Origin of the sequence: Dehalogenimonas sp. 4OHTPN, from assembly GCF_040448695.1 — a bacterium.
GTDB lineage: Bacteria > Chloroflexota > Dehalococcoidia > Dehalococcoidales > Dehalococcoidaceae > Dehalogenimonas.
In genome coordinates this window covers 890,230-909,286 of the sequence record NZ_CP159307.1, presented here as the reverse complement: position 1 = coordinate 909,286, position 19,057 = coordinate 890,230, and the positions used below count along the sequence as shown (strand labels likewise).

General features: G+C 53.5%; 20 protein-coding genes. 3 read left to right on the top strand and 17 right to left on the bottom strand.

Annotation, left to right across the window (positions count from 1 at the left end; translation table 11 throughout):
• Positions 1–900: an amino acid--tRNA ligase-related protein gene (locus tag ABV300_RS04775; protein WP_353713769.1), complete on the top strand. Its 900-nt coding sequence runs from the start codon at positions 1–3 to the stop codon at positions 898–900.
• Here ABV300_RS04775 and ABV300_RS04770 read toward each other — a convergent pair.
• The 14 genes from ABV300_RS04770 to nusA all read right to left on the bottom strand — a co-directional run bounded on the left by ABV300_RS04770 (position 897) and on the right by nusA (position 15,230).
• Complete coding sequence (locus ABV300_RS04770) at positions 897–1,616, bottom strand: carbon-nitrogen hydrolase family protein (protein ID WP_353713768.1); 720 nt, start codon at positions 1,614–1,616, stop codon at positions 897–899. The two genes, ABV300_RS04775 and ABV300_RS04770, sit on opposite strands and share 4 nt — an antisense overlap.
• The gene (locus ABV300_RS04765) at positions 1,616–2,824 is read right to left on the bottom strand and encodes a nitronate monooxygenase (RefSeq protein ID WP_353713767.1); all 1,209 of its coding nucleotides are present in this window, start codon (positions 2,822–2,824) and stop codon (positions 1,616–1,618) included. Before ABV300_RS04765 ends, ABV300_RS04770 begins: the two co-directional genes overlap by 1 nt.
• An 84-nt stretch (positions 2,825–2,908) precedes the next feature.
• Positions 2,909–3,607 (bottom strand): response regulator transcription factor, encoded by a 699-nt coding sequence (locus ABV300_RS04760; RefSeq protein ID WP_353713766.1) that lies wholly within the window; start codon positions 3,605–3,607, stop codon positions 2,909–2,911.
• On the bottom strand, positions 3,604–4,275 hold the full coding sequence (locus ABV300_RS04755; protein ID WP_353713765.1) for a histidine kinase dimerization/phospho-acceptor domain-containing protein: 672 nt from the start codon (positions 4,273–4,275) through the stop codon (positions 3,604–3,606). Before ABV300_RS04755 ends, ABV300_RS04760 begins: the two co-directional genes overlap by 4 nt.
• A gap of 191 nt (positions 4,276–4,466) precedes the next feature.
• Entirely contained in the window at positions 4,467–5,834 is a 1,368-nt protein-coding gene (locus ABV300_RS04750; protein WP_353713764.1) for a dihydrolipoyl dehydrogenase, read from the bottom strand.
• A 112-nt stretch (positions 5,835–5,946) separates the two neighbouring features.
• Positions 5,947–7,233: an adenylosuccinate synthase gene (locus ABV300_RS04745; RefSeq protein WP_353713763.1), complete on the bottom strand. Its 1,287-nt coding sequence runs from the start codon at positions 7,231–7,233 to the stop codon at positions 5,947–5,949.
• A gap of 95 nt (positions 7,234–7,328) precedes the next feature.
• A complete protein-coding gene (locus ABV300_RS04740) occupies positions 7,329–7,913 on the bottom strand; it encodes a CDP-alcohol phosphatidyltransferase family protein (RefSeq protein ID WP_353713762.1) in 585 nt (194 codons plus the stop codon).
• On the bottom strand, positions 7,910–9,061 hold the full coding sequence (locus tag ABV300_RS04735; protein WP_353713761.1) for a glycosyltransferase family 4 protein: 1,152 nt from the start codon (positions 9,059–9,061) through the stop codon (positions 7,910–7,912). The genes ABV300_RS04740 and ABV300_RS04735 overlap by 4 nt, the downstream gene beginning before the upstream one ends.
• Before the next feature lie 41 nt (positions 9,062–9,102).
• Positions 9,103–10,221, bottom strand: a complete 1,119-nt coding sequence (locus ABV300_RS04730; protein ID WP_058439354.1) for an inositol-3-phosphate synthase — start codon at positions 10,219–10,221, stop codon at positions 9,103–9,105.
• 158 nt (positions 10,222–10,379) lie between these two features.
• A complete protein-coding gene (gene truB / locus ABV300_RS04725) occupies positions 10,380–11,327 on the bottom strand; it encodes a tRNA pseudouridine(55) synthase TruB (RefSeq protein WP_353713760.1) in 948 nt (315 codons plus the stop codon).
• A gap of 17 nt (positions 11,328–11,344) precedes the next feature.
• Entirely contained in the window at positions 11,345–11,707 is a 363-nt protein-coding gene (gene rbfA / locus ABV300_RS04720; RefSeq protein WP_353713759.1) for a 30S ribosome-binding factor RbfA, read from the bottom strand.
• Entirely contained in the window at positions 11,704–13,479 is a 1,776-nt protein-coding gene (gene infB / locus ABV300_RS04715; protein ID WP_353713758.1) for a translation initiation factor IF-2, read from the bottom strand. The genes rbfA and infB overlap by 4 nt, the downstream gene beginning before the upstream one ends.
• A complete protein-coding gene (locus ABV300_RS04710; protein ID WP_353713757.1) occupies positions 13,472–13,762 on the bottom strand; it encodes a YlxR family protein in 291 nt (96 codons plus the stop codon). The genes infB and ABV300_RS04710 overlap by 8 nt, the downstream gene beginning before the upstream one ends.
• Positions 13,749–15,230: a transcription termination factor NusA gene (gene nusA, locus ABV300_RS04705; protein ID WP_353713756.1), complete on the bottom strand. Its 1,482-nt coding sequence runs from the start codon at positions 15,228–15,230 to the stop codon at positions 13,749–13,751. The genes ABV300_RS04710 and nusA overlap by 14 nt, the downstream gene beginning before the upstream one ends.
• A gap of 244 nt (positions 15,231–15,474) precedes the next feature.
• Between nusA and ABV300_RS04700 the strand changes: the two genes are divergently transcribed.
• Both ABV300_RS04700 and ABV300_RS04695 read left to right on the top strand, forming a co-directional pair.
• Positions 15,475–16,992 carry a YifB family Mg chelatase-like AAA ATPase gene (locus ABV300_RS04700; protein WP_353713755.1) on the top strand — a complete coding sequence of 506 codons (1,518 nt, stop codon included), beginning with the start codon at positions 15,475–15,477 and terminating at the stop codon, positions 16,990–16,992.
• Between the two features lie 16 nt (positions 16,993–17,008).
• Complete coding sequence (locus tag ABV300_RS04695; protein WP_353713754.1) at positions 17,009–17,665, top strand: DUF502 domain-containing protein; 657 nt, start codon at positions 17,009–17,011, stop codon at positions 17,663–17,665.
• Between the two features lie 2 nt (positions 17,666–17,667).
• Here the strand turns inward: ABV300_RS04695 and ABV300_RS04690 are convergent, their stop codons facing one another.
• From ABV300_RS04690 to rplJ, 3 genes are all read right to left on the bottom strand, one after another.
• Positions 17,668–17,916, bottom strand: a complete 249-nt coding sequence (locus tag ABV300_RS04690) for a hypothetical protein (RefSeq protein ID WP_353713753.1) — start codon at positions 17,914–17,916, stop codon at positions 17,668–17,670.
• Between the two features lie 174 nt (positions 17,917–18,090).
• Positions 18,091–18,471, bottom strand: a complete 381-nt coding sequence (gene rplL, locus ABV300_RS04685) for a 50S ribosomal protein L7/L12 (RefSeq protein ID WP_353713752.1) — start codon at positions 18,469–18,471, stop codon at positions 18,091–18,093.
• 27 nt (positions 18,472–18,498) lie between these two features.
• Positions 18,499–19,038, bottom strand: coding sequence for a 50S ribosomal protein L10 (rplJ, locus tag ABV300_RS04680; RefSeq protein WP_353713751.1), 540 nt, complete (start codon positions 19,036–19,038; stop codon positions 18,499–18,501).
• Between the last annotated feature and the right edge of the window lie 19 nt (positions 19,039–19,057).

The window sequence follows — 19,057 nt, the reverse complement described above, 5'->3', positions numbered from 1 at the left end:
ATGGACGCCGGGCGTCTTTCCGCCAAATTCAATAATCTGAAGCTCCGGGCTGAGATTCTGCGTCTCACCCGGGGCTTTTTATATTCCCACGGCTACCTTGAAGTCGAAACTCCGGCGCTGGCGGAGTGTCCCATTCCTGAAGCCTGCATCGAGCCGATCGAGACAGCATGCGGCTGGCTGCTGCCCTCTCCGGAGCTTTATATGAAGAAACTGCTGGCAGCCGGCAGCGGAGATATTTATCAGATCTGCCACAGCTTCAGAAAAAATGAAAAGGGACGCCACCACCGAGAAGAATTCACCATGCTGGAATATTACCGCGTTGGGGGAAACTATCTCGAACTGGCCGCCGAGACCGAAGCTCTGGTCATCGGTCTGGTCGAAGCGACTCGTAAATCGGTTCAGATAAACTACCAGGGCATGTCCATTGACCTTTCGCCACCCTGGCCGCGGCTGTCCGTCGCCGAGGCATTTATGTCGGCTTGCGGCTGGAACCCGGTCACAGCCGACGACCCAGAACGGTTTGACTTGGACCTGGCAACAGGCGTGGCTGGCTTAAGCTGTGAGCGGCCTTTAATCCTTTATGATTTCCCTGCCGGGATGGCCTCGCTGGCGCGCCTGAAACCTGGCGATCCGTCAGTGGCCGAGCGAACGGAGATCTTCATCGGGGGGCTGGAGATAGCGAATATTTTTTCCGAGCTTACCGATCCGGGGGAGCAGCGAAAAAGATTCGAGCTTGAGATCAAAAGCGCAGAGAAACAGAACCGGTCAGCGGCGCTACCCGAGGAGTTTCTGGACTCATTGAAAAGCCTGCCGGAGGCGGCGGGAGGGGCATTGGGAATTGACCGATTGGTGATGCTGTCCTGTGACGCTGCCTCGATTGATGAGGTTGTTGCGTTCTAGGTGGCCGTTTCCGAGACTTCAATGACTTCGAAATGCTCCCGGGCGTCCGGGGCTTCCCAATAGGTTCCCTCCGGTGTGGTAATAGCACTCCTGGATGAGAGCGTCTTACCGCCAAAGGTGCCGACCCGGGTTATTTTAATCACAGTAGAACCATATTTTCTGGCGATAATATCCGATACCGGGTGGCCGGTAAAAGGGGGATGGTTAGGATCGGTTAAAGATACCGGCAAGAAAACCAGCTTGGCGCCGGCGCAGGTAGCCTCGACCACATCCCACGAAATGCAGTCAGCGCAGATCATCAAGCCGACTTTACCGAATTCCGTCTCGAAAGTCACCGGTCGCGTACCGCGACAGATATTCAGCTCAACTTCTTCATGAGTTATATTGATCTTGCGATACCTGGTTATCTCTTCCCCTTCTTTAAATACATAACAGGTGTTGTAATAGCAGTCAGCCTCGCGTTCGACGATGCTGCCGCCGATAATATAACCGCGGAACTGCCGACTAGCCTGACGGAACATCTCCAAGGCAGGCAAGGCGGTCTCTTCAAGGCAGGTCTGGAGGGTATAAGGCCGGCGGAAGTCACCACCGGGAATGGTGAAAAACTCCGGCAAAGCAAAAAAATCGGCATCTGTATTAACGATGGCCTGGTATGCTCGGGCAATATTCTGAACCGGGTCCCCGGAATCGGCCATCTGGTAGACAGCGATCTTCATCAAGCCAGACCGCGACCCAGCGCTGGAGAAGCCATTAGCCCGTTCATGTAGCGGGTCATCGCTTCAATCAGCGCTTGAACGGCCCGGGTCTTGTACTCTTTGACGAGGGTTTCGACCAGCTTTTTGACCGGAATAATTTCTTTCACCCGATGCACATTAGCTCCGCAGAAAGCGAAACCCCCGGTCAAGTGTCCCCTCTGGGCATTTAGCAACGCAACGAAAATACAGTAAGGACTTTCAAGGTAATTGCAGGTCTTGACGCAGTGCTGAGGGCACTTGAACGGCTTTTTGGCACCGGCATTGACGCTGTCGATAAAGTCGTTGCGAAGCGCACGCCCGGGCATGCCAACCGGGCTTTTGATAATAACGGCGTCGCCTTCTTTTGATTCAAGGTAGGCCTGCTTGAACGCAGGCGAAGCGTCGCATTCATCAGTTGCTACAAAACGGGTGGCCATCTGAACGCCTGCGGCACCGGTCTGAAGCATGTTGTAAATATCATCGCCGGTAAAAATACCGCCACCGGCAATAACCGGAATTGGTCGGCCGGCAGCCTCCGCGAAGGGTTTGACCGCTTCTATAACCTCAGGCACCAGGCGTACCAACTGGTTCTCAGGTGAATTTAATTCCTCAGCTTTAAAGCCTAAATGGCCGCCGGCAAGTGGTCCCTCGACGACGAAAGCATCCGGTGTATAACTGAAATCGTCCTGCCATTTTTTACACAGGATGCGGGCCGCCCGGGCCGATGACACAATAGGAACCAATTTAGTGTGACGGTTTTCTCCAAGCAACTCCGGCAGTTTTAGCGGCAGGCCGGCGCCGGCGAAGATGATGTCTATGCCCTCTTCGATGGCTGCTTTGGCTAAATCGGCAAAATCGGTCAAGGCCACCATGATGTTGACACCCAAGATGCCGTGGGTTTTTGCCCGGGCTTTTTGAATTTCACGGCGCAGACCCCGGATATTAGCCTGAAAAAAGTTTTGGAAAAAATCCGGTTCGAACAAACCGACACCCGGCGCGGCGATGACACCTATACCTCCGGCATTAGCAACTGCGGACGCTAAACCCGAAAGTGAAATACCGACCGCCATTCCTCCCTGGACGATCGGCAGACGTGCTGTATGTTGACCGATACGCAGCGGCGGCGGCCGGTGCCATTTCAGGATTTCTTCTATTTCAGCAACGGCAGCTCGGCCAAAGGGAATATCCATCTGTTCTCCATTGAACGAAACACGATGAAGGGTAACTTATTTTTACGTTTACGTCAAGTTAAGACGCTCGGCGACACGATGAAATTATCCCGTCAGACCCCCGGCTGGAATATAGTAGCCGTGCCCCGGTTTAGACACAATGAGGGACGGTGAAGCGGCGTCAGCTTCAAGTTTACGGCGTAGCCGCCCGATGTACACCCTGAGGGCGTTTACCGATCCAGGGTAATCTTCCCCCCAAATTATTTCAGCCAACCTCGAATGCTCAACAACCCGGCCGCAGTCCCGAATAAGTCGAGCAAGTATCAGGCTTTCTGTCCGGGTAAGTTCAACCTGGCGCCCGTCAGGCATAGAGACATCATTTCGGGCGGTATCGAGTACCAACCGACCGCAATGTAAAATCTCTCGTTCAGGAATGCCGGGCTGGCGCCGCAGCAACGTTCTTACTCTGGCGATCAGTTCCATTTGACGGAATGGTTTGACAACATAGTCATCGGCACCCAGTTCCAGCCCTTTTACAATGTCCCTCTCATCGCCGCGGGCGGTAAGCACTACAATTAACATACGCTGAAACTTACGTAACGCTTTAAGCACTTCAAAGCCATCGATGTCCGGCAGTCCCAGGTCCAGAATGACCAGATCCGGGATTTCTTCGGAGGCTTTTTTCAAACCCGCGGCGCCAAGGCGGGCTGGAATATACTCAACTTCCGGTATGTTGACCTGAAAAGCTAGCCGTAGATATTCGACAATTTCTGCATCATCCTCAATGATAAGGATTTTAATCATGCCGCCCTCCTCTGAGGTCCATTAACCGGGACGCTAAACCAATATATACTATTCGCACCAGCTTGAATAACAACGCCTGCCCGCCCTTCATGAAGCCGGACCAGGTAGCTGGCAAGTAACAGGGCCAGGCTAGGAGCTTTCTCCAGTGTATCCTCCTCAGTGAATTGACTGGGAAAGTCGTCATGATGTCGGGAACTTGAGTCTTCACCTGTTACCGTGACCATAACGCTTTGATCTATTGATCGAGCGCTAACCCGGACGAATCCCCCTTCGGGAACCTGTCGCAAGGTACTTTCCAGCAAGGCTAAAGCAACCTGCCGCAACCGAGTGGCATCGCCTCGAATTCGCGGTAACGATTGCGGAATATCTATGACCAGTCCTAGCCCCAACGGTACGGCGCGAACTCGCCGGCTTTCAACCACCTCGCCGAGCAACGTGGATAGGTCAATGTCGGAGATTTCCAGAATCAGCTCGCCGCAATCACACTTCCCCAGATCAGCCAGGTCATCAATCATCCGCACCATTTTTACGGCGCTTAACTGTATGCTCCGGGCAAGGTTTGCCCACGGCTGCTCTGTTATTCCGCTCGAAAGCATCTCCGATGCACCGAGTAAAGGCGTCAGTGGCGTCCTTAATTCATGAACCAGAACCGGAATGAACTGACGCAACCTTCGTAACTGATCTTCCGGACCCGAGAGTTCTGAATCTATAATACCACCGCCAATGTCGGTGTTCCCGTCATTTCCCGAATGCCTTTCAAGCCTTTTACCAGCAGAGGTTCTCATACAGGTTGATTATAATCGTTAGCCTGGCCGTTGTGAATACCACCAGAGCAAATCACCTCTAGTAGATGACTCCCTTACACCGCATTATAGACAGCCTTGATTATCAATTCCGACAGAGCCGGATGAATATGAATTCCCCGCCCGATATCTGCTACACCGCCGCGGCGGGCCATTACGTTGACCACCTCCTGGATGACAACCGACGCCCACGGGCCGATGACATGCCCGCCTAGGATTTTTCGGGTTTCCTGCTCCAGGATTATCTTGGCAAAGCCCTCCTGCTGCATCATGGCGACGCCCAGCGCGATATCAGCGTATGCCGTCCGTCCGACGGAGATCTTGTATTTTTGCCTCGCCAGGTGTTCAGTCAGCCCAACCGAAGCTATCTGTGGATGGGTGAAGACAGCATGTGGCGCCGCCCAGTAGTTAATGGTTTTTTTCTGACCATGTATGCCGTTGGCCGCAGCCACCGCCGCTTCGGCGTGGGAGGTATGGGTAAACATCTCCCTCCCGTTGGCGTCGCCGATGGCATAAATCCCTTTTACATTAGTTTCTAGATGGGCATTGACTTTGATATAACCTTTAGAATCGGTTTTGATGCCTGCATTTTCTACTTTAAGCCGGTCCGCGTTGGAACGCCGCCCGGCAGCGATAAGCAGCTTTGCCGCAGTAATTTTTTCACTGCGGTTGTCGATATGGCGGGTCGATACTCTTACGGCGACCCTGCCTGAGTCTGTCTCCTCAACCGACTCAGCTACACTGCCCGTAAGCACCGCAAATCTTCGAGAAAGTGATGAAAGCAATAAATCCGAGATCTCTGGTTCCTCTGAAGGTACAAGCCGAGGTCCCATTTCCAGCAGGGTGACATCCGAGCCCATGGCCTGGAAAAAGTGCGCGTATTCAACTCCGACGTATCCACCGCCGATGATGATAAGACTTTTTGGCAGTTCCCGCAGTTGCAGCAGAGATTCATTGGTCAGGTAATCAACTTGATCCAATCCAGGAATTGAAGGAATCAGCGGCCTGGAACCTGAAGCCAGATAAATCAGATTGGCCTTGATCATGCGGTTGCCGACTCTGAAAGTATTGCGGTCAACAAACTCAGCGATATCCTGGTAAAAATCCAGCGCCCGGGATTTTCTCAACTGGTCTTCAATCTCCCGGTGATCTGCTTCTACGAGACGGCGGGATCGGTCCATTATCGCCGCGAAATCAATCCCCTTGATTTCGGCATCAATGCCGAGACTGGCCGCCTCCCGGACATCCATCACCCGGTCAGCAGGGAAAATGAGCATTTTCGACGGAATACAGCCGACATTAAGGCAGGTGCCGCCTGCCGGTCCGTCATCGATCAGCGCGGTTTTCAAGCCGTGTTCTACAGCTGCCTCAAGAATATCCAGGCCCGCCCCTGATCCAACTATAATGACATCGTATTCTTTCACACGTTTCCGTTTCACGCCTCCAACACATTGTAACACTCAACAAGGGTTTAAAAAACGAAAAACAAGAGGGGCGCTTTATTCACGCCCCCTTGAAGTTGCCTGACGGGATAAATTATCGGGCCAGAGATCTCAGTTCGATCGTCTGTTCCCTCACCGGACCGATACAAACGTAGCACGCCTGGCACCCGGCCAGTTCTTCGAGACGGCAGAGGAATTCACGAGCCTGCCGCGGAAGTTCAGTGAGCCTGGTAAGCCCCGTAGTCCGCTGTTTCCACCCGGGTAATGTCTCGTAAACAGGCTGGCATCGGTTGAGGGCTCCGGGTTCGGCGGGGAAATCAGTTACAGTTTCACCATCAAGCCGGTAAGCGGTGCAGACCTTGATTTCATCGAATGAATCCAGGATGTCGAGCCTGGTGACCGCCATCCCAGTCATGCCGTTAATGCGGGCGGAGAAACGCGCCGCCACGCCGTCGAACCAGCCAATGCGCCGGGGCCGGCCGGTAGTGGTGCCGTATTCGTGGGCCAGTTCACGGATACAATCACCGGTGGCGTCCAGCAACTCGGTGGGAAAAGGCCCGGCGCCGACACGCGAACAATAAGCTTTGAAAACACCCAGCACATTATCAACCCTGGTAGGGCCTATGCCAGCACCGAGGCAACCGCCGGCGGATAGCGGCGAGGAAGAGGTGGCGTAAGGATAAGTACCGAAATCGGTATCCAGGAGAGCGCCTTGGGCGCCTTCAAGAATAACGGACTTGCCCTGATCCACCATTTCGTTCAAAAGGGACGAAGTCTCTTTAATGTTTGCCCTCAGCGCCTCAGCGTAACAGAGGCAGCGGTGGTAAAGTGCCTCAATATCTATTATTGGCTGGTCATAGAGCTTGGTCAGGATCTTATTCTTATACTCCAGGACATATTCCAGCCGGTTGCGCAAGATCTCCCGATCCAGCAGGTCTCCGGCACGGATGCCCATACGGGCGACTTTATCTGCGAAGGCTGGACCGATGCCACGCAGGGTAGTGCCCAAAGACTTGTTGCCCCGAGCCTGCTCCTCCAATCCGTCTAGTTGAATGTGGTAGGGCATCACCAGATGAGCCCGGTCGCTGATAAAAACGTTATCGGTGCTCACGCCACGGTCATTCAGTTCCCGCCGCTCGCTGATAAATATCTCAGGATTGACAACAACGCCGTTGCCGATGACGCAGGCGCAGTCCGGGTTGAAAACACCGGAGGGAATCAGATGGAGTTTGAAGGTGCCCTGGGAATTCATCACCGTGTGGCCGGCATTATCGCCGCCGGAAAAGCGGACGACGGCATCAGCGTGTTCCGCCAGCATGTCGATGACTTTACCCTTGCCCTCGTCGCCCCATTGGGCGCCAACGATGATTGTCACTGGCATGGTGGTCCCCTCCCTAGAACTGTTTCGGCACGTCTTCCCCATTCAAGAAATGGGGGGAAGCCGAGAAAGCATTTTAGCAGAATTGACAGGTCAAGTCACTGACCGCCGAGTTGGCGGTAAGCACTGGTCAAACGCTGGGCTACGGTGATGAAAGAAAAGATACAGATAACACCCAGAGCCAGCACCAGCCAGTTGGTGAGCAATCCCAGGCTCAAGACAACGACGCGCTCCGGACGGGTAAAGATGCCATCTTTCCCCTCTAGTCCTGTGGCTTCTGAGCGGGCTCGCAGGTAGCTGACAACTTGCGAGCCAGCCAGAGTGGCCCCGGTAAGCACCACCGGAAAAACGTCGCCAGCGAGGGCGAAGTAGGCCATGATTCCAACGAATACAGTTGCTTCAGAAAGGCGGTCAAGTGTGGCATCAAGGATGCCGCCAAAACGGGTGATCGTGTTTGATGCCCTGGCTACCGCGCCATCAAGCATATCAAAAAAACTGGCAAACAAGAATACCAGACCGCCGGCAAGTAACTCTCCCGAGGCAATTAGCACGGCAGCTCCGACGGTAACAAGGAATCCAGCCCAGGTAATAAAATTTGGGCTGATGCGTCCTTTCACCAGTATTCGGGAAATTCCACCGGTCAACCTGGCGCCGAGGCTGCGGCGGACATCGTTGAGCGTCATACGCCGCCACTCTCCGTTTTACCGCATTTATCCAGCACCTGACGGTAGTAGGACTCAACGCGGCGGGCAACCTTGTCCCAAGTGTAATTCTGTACCGTCACCAATCCCTGACGTCCCAGTTTTTGCCGCAATGCCTTATCTTCGACGAGACGGGAGAGGCCGGACGCCAGTTCGCGGGCATTTTTTGGCTTGACCAGCAGTCCTTCGCCTTCATGGGTCAGAACCCCGGCGTACCCAGGAATATTGGAAGCTATGATCGGCTTGCCCAAAGCCATCGCCTCGAGCAAGACAATTCCGAAACTCTCTTGCCCGGTGGCCGGGGCACAGCAGATATCGGCAGTCTGGTAATATCGCGGGAGATCGGCAAATGATACGCCGCCGGTGAAGATGACATCATCCTCCAGGTGCGCTTGTCGAACGACTTTTTCGAATTTCGGCCGAAGACGCGTACCCGGACCTACGATCAACAGACGGGTAGCAGGGAAGTGTTTATGCACTGTTTTAAAGGCGTCAATCAGATATTTGACGCCCTTCCTTTTTTCAAGACGTCCGACGAAAACGATATTTATCCTGCCGTCACAATACTGCTCCATCGGCTTAACGGCAGGGTTGAAGTGCTCAAGGTCGATACCGTTTGGGATGATAGTGTATTCAGCTTTAACGAATCTTGAATGGTAATTTTGTGCCGCAGGGGATACAGCGATGTGTCCGTGGAGTTTGCGGGCTCGGCGGTTGAGCATGAACCGGCTTATCGGCCAAGCGAAATTGTAACCCGGCTTGGCTTCAGCAGCGTGGAAGGTCCCAATGTTCGTCGAATTAGAAAAACGCAGCATTGCCGAGCACAACATGATCATGAAGGGTTCGTGGAGATGAATTATGTCGAATCGCTCTTTGGCCAGGGTGGCTTTGATGGTATTAGCCAGGCTGACTGAAAGAGTCACCCTCGCCACGGAACCGGACATCGGCAGCGGACGGGGCGTGCCAATCCGGATGAAGCGGTCGCCGAAAAGCGTCACCGGACCGGAAGCCGGGGCGATTACGCGTACTTCATGTCCCAGCGCTGTGAGTTGATTTGCCAGCGCGGCAACATGATTAGCCACCCCGCCTGGATAAGCGAAATCATAAGGCGCCACCAGGGCTATCTTCACCGACCCCTGCCCCTATCAATCATTGTAAGGCCGGCGAATGCCTATTTAGCCTCTTTGGAAGGCGTTTTCTTGGCGGACTGAAGTTCGGCGACGCTTTCAGAAATAAAAGCTTCAGTGGCTTCGTGAGCCTGTGCGTCGGTATACTGCTCCGGCGGCGATTTCATAAAGTAAGACGAAGGCGCAAAAAGCGCCCCTTTAAGACCGCGATCCAGCGCCAGTTTAGCACAGCGCACTGCATCGATAACCACGCCAGCAGAGTTGGGGCTGTCCCAGACTTCGAGTTTACATTCAACAAGCAAGGGAACGTCGCCGAAGGTGCGGCCTTCCATGCGTATATGGCAGAATTTCCGGTCCTGCAGCCAGGGAACGTAGTCGGAGGGACCGACATGAATGTCATTGGGACTCATTTTGTAATCGAGTTGAGAAGAAACAGCGTTAGTCTTGGAAATCTTTTTACTCTCCAGGCGCTCCCTTTCCAGCATGTTTAGAAAATCGGTATTGCCGCCGAAGTTAAGTTGATAGGTGCGCTCGAGTTTGACTCCGCGTTCTCGGAAAAGGTGGGTCAGCACACGGTGAACAATGGTAGCTCCTACCTGGCTCTTAATGTCGTCCCCGATGATCGGCAGCCCTTTGTTGATGAACCTGTCCTGCCAATACTTTTCCCGAGCGATGAATACCGGAATACAATTGATGAAAGCACAGCCGGCTTCTAAAACCTGCTCGACATACCATTTTGTAGCTTCTTCGGATCCAACCGGCAGATAGTTGATAACGACATCAACCTTTTTGGCTTTCAGGATACCGGCGATATCGGCGGTGGGTCCAGGGGCTTTCTCAATGACCTGAGACAGGTACTTGCCCAGGCCGTCGTGAGTCATACCGCGTTCAACTTTAACGCCCGACAGGGGTACGTCGGTGAATTTGAAGGTATTGTTGGGGGCGGTGAAAATGGCTTCTGACAGATCTTTGCCGACTTTATTTTTATCGATGTCGAAAGCCGCTACAAATTCAATATCGGAAACATGGTAGCCACCCAGGTTGACGTGCATGAGACCGGGTACGAATTCGGTTTCCTTAGCTTTACGGTAGTAGTAAACACCCTGAACGAACGATGAGGCACAATTGCCGACTCCGATAATGGCTACGTTAATTTTACCCAAGTTTTGAGAGCTCCTTTTTCAGATTCCGTTTTAAACGCTGGTTGGATGGGGCAATTTTTCCCGGGTTCAAAGAGATAGCAGGTCTCGATATTCCATCCGATACCGGAAAAACAGTCCGTAATTTCAGCCCCATATCATTATTCATTGGCAGGATAATGTCAAGAATCTGCCCTGCCAGGTACGTTATTCAAGCTTTCGAGCACTTTTAAACGATACTTTCCAGCGATGCCTATATCAATAAGCCCCAATAAACTAACGTTCGGCCAGTACAGGCTGTAGGCTGTTTCACAGTTTAGCTGGGAAAGAAATTCCGGCGGCAGTATGCCGTTGGCAACTTTCCTTGCGATATCCTCATTAAGTGTCAACATGGGGAGATATCCGATGCCAGCGGTGACGGGTAGCAGGGACGCCTCGACATCAGAAGCAGACTGCAGACCGGCAAAGGCGACAGCATTCATTATGTCAAACGGCCCGTAACGGGTGCGACACAGAGATTTTAGATGGCCACCCACTCCTAACGTCTGCCCTACGTCGCGGGCTAGAGACCTGATGTAAGTCCCCGAACCGCATTCGACTTCAATAGTGACCAGCGGTGAGGCGAATTCTATCAGTTCAATGCAGTAAATGGTCACTTTCCGCGGAACCACCTCGACTGTTTCGCCGCGGCGGGCCAGTTCGTACAGCGGCCGGCCATTGATTTTGAGAGCCGAGAATAGCGGCGGTACCTGCAGGATATCGCCGATAAACTGTCCGAGTGTTGCTTCCATATCAGAACGGCTGACTCCAGATGGATTGTGGCGAAATACAATTTTACCTTCGGCATCAAGGGTATCGGTCTCTACCCCAAGTTCTATGATGGCACGGTAGGTCTTGGAGACCCGATGGAGGAATTCTATGGTGCGTGCGGCTTTACCGAAGGCGATCGGCAGGACCCCGGTTGCGGCGGGGTCAAGGGTTCCGGCGTGGCCGATGTGCCGCTGACCGGTCAAGTATTTAAGCCTGGCTACTACCTGGTAGGAAGTTATACCAGGTGGCTTGTCGATGTTTAGCCACCCGTCAAGCTTGCTTATAGGCAGCTGTTTTTTGGTACCTGAGACCTGTTGCATGGGTTACATCGCCACCGTTAGCCCGCGATATGGGCGTCGGATTTGTTGGCCTGATCTATCAAACGGGACAACTGGTCACCGCGTTCAATAGAATCATCCCAATAAAAAGCGATTTCAGGTACGTAGCGCAGTTCGAGGACCTTGCCTAATTCGCCCCGGAAAAAGCGAGCGGCGGCATTCAAAGTTCTAAGTAACTCTTCTTTATGTTCACTGCCTGCCAGATGGCTAACAAATACTTTAGCAAAACGCAGATCCGCCATTGTCTCAACGGCGGTGACTGAAATCAAACCTGACAGGCGAGGGTCGCGGACTTCGCGCTGTAAAAGCTCGCTAATTTCCTTACGGATCAACTGATTGATGCGTTCTATGCGATGGCTCAAGCACTCTTTTCCTTGCGCATGAACTCAAGCACATCGCCGGGCTGAAATTCGTTGAATGTCTCTAAACCAACTCCGCCTTCAAAACCAGCGGCGATCTCGCGGACATCATCCTTGAAGCGCCGGAGGGAAACGATGGGGCTCTCAGCCAGTGTGTCTTTGCCGCGCAGTACCCGAACGCGGGCTCCACGAGCGGCTTTGCCTTCGTTGACGTAGACCCCGGCGACCTTAGCCTTTTTACCAGCCGGGAAAACGGCGCGCACTTCAGCCCGACCTTCGACAACTTCGACAATCTCAGGCTCAATCAATCCTTTAAGCGCCTTATCGACATCTTCGATGAGATTGTAGATGATGTCATACCTGCGGATGTCAATTTTTTCTTGGTCAGCCAGGCGGGTGGCGCCGGACTCGACTCCTGTGGAAAATCCTATGACCAGACCGTGGGAAGCGATAGCAAGCATAACATCATTTTCGGTGATATTACCGGTACCCGAGTGAATGATGTGAACGGTTAATTTATCAGTTGCCAGTTTCTCCAGGGAGGTACGAATCGGCTCAATGGAACCCTGAACGTCGGTTTTAAGAATAATATTGAGTTCTTTGACCTTACCCGAAGCGATCTGCTCATGCAGGCTGGCCAGGCTGACCGAAACCGGTTTTTTGACTGCCTTCTTCTCCGATAGTATCTGGCGCGCTTGCCGTTCAGAGTCCACCGATGCCAAGGTATCGCCGACGCCAGGAACAACCGGGAGACCCATGATCACTACCGGTGTGGCTGGCTCCGCCTTCCTAAGGTGCTTGCCTTGATCGTTGAACATGGCTTTGACCTTGCCGAAGGTTTCGCCTACAACGACGATGTCGCCTACCTTAAGCGAACCGTTCTGCACCAGGACCGTGGCCATCGCTCCCCGGCTTTTGTCCATCTCGGCTTCGATAACGACTCCGGTACCGGGGAGGGTCGGATCGGCATGCAGGTCTTCCATTTCAGCAACCAGAAGGATGTTCTCCAACAAGTCGTCAATACCCAGACGTTCCTTAGCTGAAGTTCCGACGGCGATGGTGTCACCGCCCCAATCCTCGACCACCAGACCATGGTCAGCCAGCTGCTGCTTGACCCGGTCTGCGTTGGCTCCGGGCTTATCAATTTTATTGATGGCTACGATAATCGGCACACCGGCCGCCCGGGCGTGATCTATTGCCTCCAATGTTTGCGGCATAATGCCGTCATCAGCGGCTACCACGAGTACAGTGATGTCGGTGGCTCGGGCGCCGCGGGCGCGCATGGCGGTAAAAGCCTCATGACCCGGGGTATCCAAAAAAGTAATTTTTTGACCTTTGACTTCTACCTGATAAGCTCCGATATGCTGGGTGATGCCGCCGGCTTCCGATTCCATAACATGAGTCTGCCGAATCGCATCAAGCAAGCGGGTTTTTCCATGGTCAACGTGACCCATAATGGTGACGACGGGCGGGCGCAGCGGGAGGTGCTTTGTTTCCTCATGTTCCGGCTTTTTGCGCCGAGAGGCCGCGGAACGGATAGCCTGCGGCCTGACTTCGATGCCGAAATCCGCGGCTATTTTAGCGGCGGCTTCATAATCAATGACTTCGTTGATATTTGCCATCAAGCCATTCCGCATCAATTGCTTGATGACTTCTATAGGATTCTGGCGGATAGCCTGAGACAGTTGACGAACGCTGACAGCGGCCGGCAGTTCGACGATCTTACCCTGCGGTAGGCTTGCCCGGACCGGCGCTTCTTTACGTTCCTCAGACAACGGCCTGCTCCTTAAGTATTTCGCCCAGCGCGGCTTTCAAGGTTTCACGATCTTCCGAAATCATTTTTACTTTCAAAATATGTTCCAACTGGGCGCCTTTAACTGCCGCTGCTAGACAAGCGTTTTCGCGGCACAAATAAGCGCCGCGGCCAGGCAATCGCCCCGAAGCATCAAGCAATACACGCCCCTCCGGGGTACGCGCAACGCGTAGCAGACCCCGCTTGCCGCCGACCGAACGGCAGACAACGCAAGTCCGCTGAGGTTGCTTTTTAGTCGTATTCATCGGTATCGAATTCACCGGCGCCGCCATGACGTTTCTTCTTACCCTTGCCGCCGTCATCATCTCGGCTCTTTTTCTTCTTCCGGTCCACACGGTCGGCCGACCGCCCGAGGATGTCTTCAGCGAAACGTACACCTGACTTGCTTCCGGCGGCAGCCGGCGTCTTTTCAGGAACATTAAGCGATAATGCCACGCCGACCTCTTCCGGAGCGGCCGCAGGGGTTGTTTCCGGCACAGTGAAAACCACAGGTTCGATAACCACCGGAACCGGAGTCTCAACATGTTTTTCAATTTTTTCCACCGGTTTAGCGGCAGGTTTTTCATGAGCTTTTTCCGGCGCCTTTTCCGGCGGTTTCTCCGGGGTTTTCGGTTGTGTTACGACAGGCGGTTCCGGCGTCTTGACCGGAGGCGCCTCAGGAACTGCCGGGTGTGTGGCTTCGTATTCTGTAACGCTCTTAATATCGATCCGCCAGCCGGTCAGTTTTACCGCCAGACGGACGTTTTGCCCTTCTTTGCCGATAGCCAGGCTCTGCTGCCGGTCAGGAATAATAGCTGTCGCGGATTTTTCACTCTCATTTAATATAACCCGCACTACCTGGGCCGGGGACAACGCATTGGCAATAAACGCCGCGGAATCCCCACTCCAGGGCACCACATCAATTTTTTCCCCGTTTAATTCAGAAACGATATTTTGGATGCGAATGCCGCGCAGACCGACGCAGCAACCGACTGGGTCAATGCCCGACTGGCGGGCTGAAACCGCCACTTTACTTCTGGCACCGGCTTCGCGGGCGACAGCTTTGATCTCGACCATGCCCGAAAATATCTCTGGGATTTCCATCTCGAAAAGACGCCGCAGCAGCCCGGGATGAGAACGTGACAAGATCACCAGTGGTCCCTTGATTCCCTTGGCAACCTCGACAAGATAAGCCCTGATACGCTGCCCCGGGCGGTGTCGCTCCGAATATACTTGCTCTGAAGACGGCATCACCGCTTCCGCCCGGCCGAGATCGACGATGGTCTGTTTCGGCTCAACCCTCTGAACTATACCGGAAACGATATCTCCAGCCTTCCCGGCATACTCATCGACGATAGCGGTATTTTCAGCTTCATGCAACCGCTGAAGGATGACCTGCTTGGCCGTTTGCGCAGCAATGCGACCGGCATCATGCGGCGTCGCTTCGACGATAACGGGCTCTCCCATCTGTATGCCGGGTTGGACTTTTCGGGCTTCAATCAGAGTGATTTCTTTGCGGGGATCTTCAACGGCTTCAACAACCGTCTTCTCAGCCCAGACCCTGACTCGGCCTGTCTGTGGATCTATCTTGGCCTGGATATTCTGGTTGGGGGCAAAACTCTCCTTGCGGTAGGCGGAAACCAGAGCTGCTTCGACAGCCGCCAGAACTACTTCTTTCGAGAGGTTCTTTTCGGCGGAGAGCTGTGTGATGGCGAGCAGGAAATCGCTCTTCATCCCGGTCTTGCACCCTCCTTCATAATATCGCGGCAATAAAAAAGTGGGATTTAACCCACTTCGCAGGTTCTCTTCGACTGTTTCCGAGTATATCACGGCATGGCAAGGAATGCAATAGATGTTATACGTGGTAACCGCCTTAACTATTAAACCAGCCGATGGACTAACCCAATGTTCTTGGCCTTAAAATTGGATATATTTCGTTTGACACCACCTGACCGTGTGGTTAACATAGAGCGGTTTTATGTTAGCGCGTGTCATGACCTGTGCCCTGCTCGGCCTCGAAGGCACCATCGTCGAGGTCGAGGTGGACATTGCCCCCGGACTACCTAATTTTTTTGTCGTCGGGCTTCCCGATACCGCCATTCAGGAAGCCCGCGAACGGGTGCGTTATGCCGTCCGGAATTCCGGTTTTATGTTCCCAACAAAACGCATAGTTGCCAGTCTGGCTCCGGCAGATTTTAAAAAGACCGGCCCTGCTTACGACCTGCCCATCGCTCTAGGCATCATTATAAGTTCCGGGCAGTTAACCGCCGATGTCACCGGTTTGATCGTTCTCGGCGAATTATCTCTGGAAGGTAAGCTAAGACACACCACCGGTATTTTACCCATGGTCTCCCTTGCCCTTCAAAAAGGCTACCGACGCATCGTAGTTCCGGCTGATGACGCCTTAGAAGCCTCTCTGGTTGAGGGCGCTGAAATCATACCGGTGGAAAGCCTGACACAACTGGCGGACTTCCTGGCCGGCAATATCCCGACTCCGGACTGCCCGCCCCGGCTGAGTGAATCTGTCGATCTGCCAGCCAGAGGGGTCGACATGTCTTTTATCAAAGGTCAGGAACACGTCAAACGCGCCCTGGAAGTGGCGGCAGCCGGGGCTCACAATGTAATCATGTCCGGACCGCCCGGTTCGGGTAAAACTATGCTGGCCCGTGCCCTGACTACCATCCTGCCGCCTTTGACCAATACCGAAGCGCTGGAAGTGACAAAAATCATGAGCGTCGCAGGCTGTCTTCGGCCTGGAACGGCTTTAGTCCGGGAGAGGCCTTTCAGATCGCCGCATTATACTACCTCCGCTGCCGGATTGGTCGGCGGCGGCCACTGGCCGCGGCCTGGTGAAATTACATTATCTCACCGCGGGGTACTATTCCTGGATGAACTTCCGGAATTCGGCCACAATATGCTGGAAGTGCTCCGCCAACCGCTAGAGGACCGAGTAGTAACCATTTCCAGATCCCAGGGGTCAGTTACCTTCCCTTCAAATTTCATGATGGTCGGCGCCATGAATCCCTGCCCATGCGGTTATTTCGGTGACAACCTGAAAGAATGCCGATGCCCGCCTTCAGCAATCACGAAATACCAGGCAAGGCTTTCAGGACCTTTCCTCGACAGAGTAGACATCTTCATCGATGTGCCTCGGGTTGATTACGATAAATTGTCCGGCGAGCATTACGGAGAGACTTCAGAATTAATAAGTTACAGGGTCACGGCGGCACGGTTATTACAAACCAAGAGGTTCAGCGGTACCAGGCTGGTGGCCAATAACGATATGACGGCGCCCGAAATCAAGCGTTACTGTAGACTGGACTCGTCGGCCGAAAGCTTGCTGCGCACCGCGATGCGCCAGCTTTCCCTCTCAGCCAGAGCCTTCCACCGGACTCAGCGCCTGGCTCGGACAATTGCGGATCTGGAAGGTGCCGAATCAATTCTGGCTCATCACATGGCTGAAGCCCTTCAATACAGACCGCGACTGGCGGTCTAGAGAGGACAAACATCTGATGGAAAACCGCCAGCAAACACCAAGCGGCAAAGAAAATCAGCACTGGCTGATCCGGAATATGCGACGTAATTTCATCACCGGACTGCTGGTGATTGTGCCGGCCGCTCTGGTTACCCTGGCACTTATCTGGTTTTTCAACACAATCGACAGTATACTTCAGCCGATAATCGCCATTATCTTCGGGCGAGAAATAATTGGACTGGGGTTCGGTATTACCGTGGTTTTGATATACCTTGCGGGAATCCTGGCCAGTAATATTGTCGGCGCCCGAATTATCCAATTCGGCGAGTGGTTAGTCAGCCGAATGCCGGTACTTGGCCAGCTTTACAACGCTTCAAAGCAGGCGATTACCAGCCTTTCCGGAATGTCCCGCAGCAGGGCGGCTTTCAGGGAAGTCGTGCTGGTGGAATACCCCCGGAAGGGATTACGCACCATCGGGTTTATAACTGGTGAACTTTCGGATGCTAAAGGAAAACGCCTGGTCGCTGTCTACTTGCCAACAACTCCTGTGCCTACTTCCGGGTGGTTAATAGTGGTACCTGAGTTAGAGGTTACCCGCATCAACATGCCGGTTGATACGGCAATGAAGATGGTGATTTCGGGAGGTATCGCCGCGCCTCATGATCTCGATATAACCATTCCGGATAGCCGATGAGATTATCCGGCGCCGAAAAAAACCCAAACGCCGATAATCACCAAACCAACTGCCAAAGCTATCCAGCCGCCGGTCCTCAGTGAGCCGGGTTCGGGACGTTCCGGGTCATGAGTCACAAACTCCCTGAGATCACGTTTTCGCGACAGCCTGTCATAATACCATCGCTCTTCACCGTGACCGGAAAAAAGCAGAATGACACCGATAATCATGAAAAGGAGCCCCAGGCCAAGGATGATCACGTTTTCACCCATGAAGGAGACTCCTCCTGAGCCAGCGGTTTGGTTTATCCTGGCGAAATTATAGTTTGTTGCCCAGATGTTATCAAGACGTGTTCCATGAGTACTTCAACAACGCCGGAACTTTCCGATAAAAGCAAGAACTCCCCTCATGCGAAGGGAGTTCTTGCCGGCAGATTTTGCTAGTCTTTATTTTATTTCGACGGTAGCGCCAACAGCTTCCAGCTTGGATTTAACGGTCGCCGCTTCTTCCTTGCTGACGGCTTCTTTCACCGCTTTGGGCGCAGCTTCAACCAGGTCCTTGGACTCTTTGAGTCCTAGGTTGGTCAGTTCCCGAACCACCCGGATAACGTTGATCTTATTGGCGCCGATGTCTTTGAGAATGACGTCAAACTCGGTTTTCTCTTCAACCGGCGCTGCCGCAGCAGCCGCTCCTCCCGAAGCCGGGGCCGCCGCGGCCATAGGCACCGCCGCGCTGACACCGAACTCTGCCTCCAGAGCCTTGACCAGTTCAGCCAGTTCCATAACGTTAAGTCCTTTGATTGCCGCAATGATCTCAGTAGTGGTCATTTGATAATCCCTCCGTTTTATATCTGTTTATTTTGGTTGCAGTTTTTCAAGTTGCCCGTTCAACACGGTCACCAAACCCTGTATAGGGGCGTTCAGGGTGCCGACCAAGCGATACAGCGGGGATTGGATGCCGCCCAGCATTTTTGCCACCAGCACGCTCTTGGGCGGCAGTTTTGAAAGCTCGGTCACCTGGTCAACGGCTAGCGGTCTGTCACCCAGGAAGCCGCCAGCAATGGTCATATTGGACTTGGTAGTCAGAATATGCTCCAGCAGCAGTTTGGCCGGGGCGGCCACGTCATCGCCGTAGCCGTAAGCCATGGCGATCGGCCCGTCAAAAACCGGCGTCACCTTGTCTTTTCTAGCCCCGCCGGCAGCCTTCCGGGCCAGGGTATTTTTAACGACCTTAAAACCCATCTGCTTCTGGCGCAGCTTGACGCGCAAAGCCGTAAGCTCTTCAGTTTTAATACCGCGATAATTGGCAATGATAGCGACACTGGATTCGGCGATAATCTTTTCGAGTTCGTCGATGGTCTGCCGTTTCTTTAGCCTGATCTTGGCGTTTACCATTTCTTCTCAACTCCTTTCC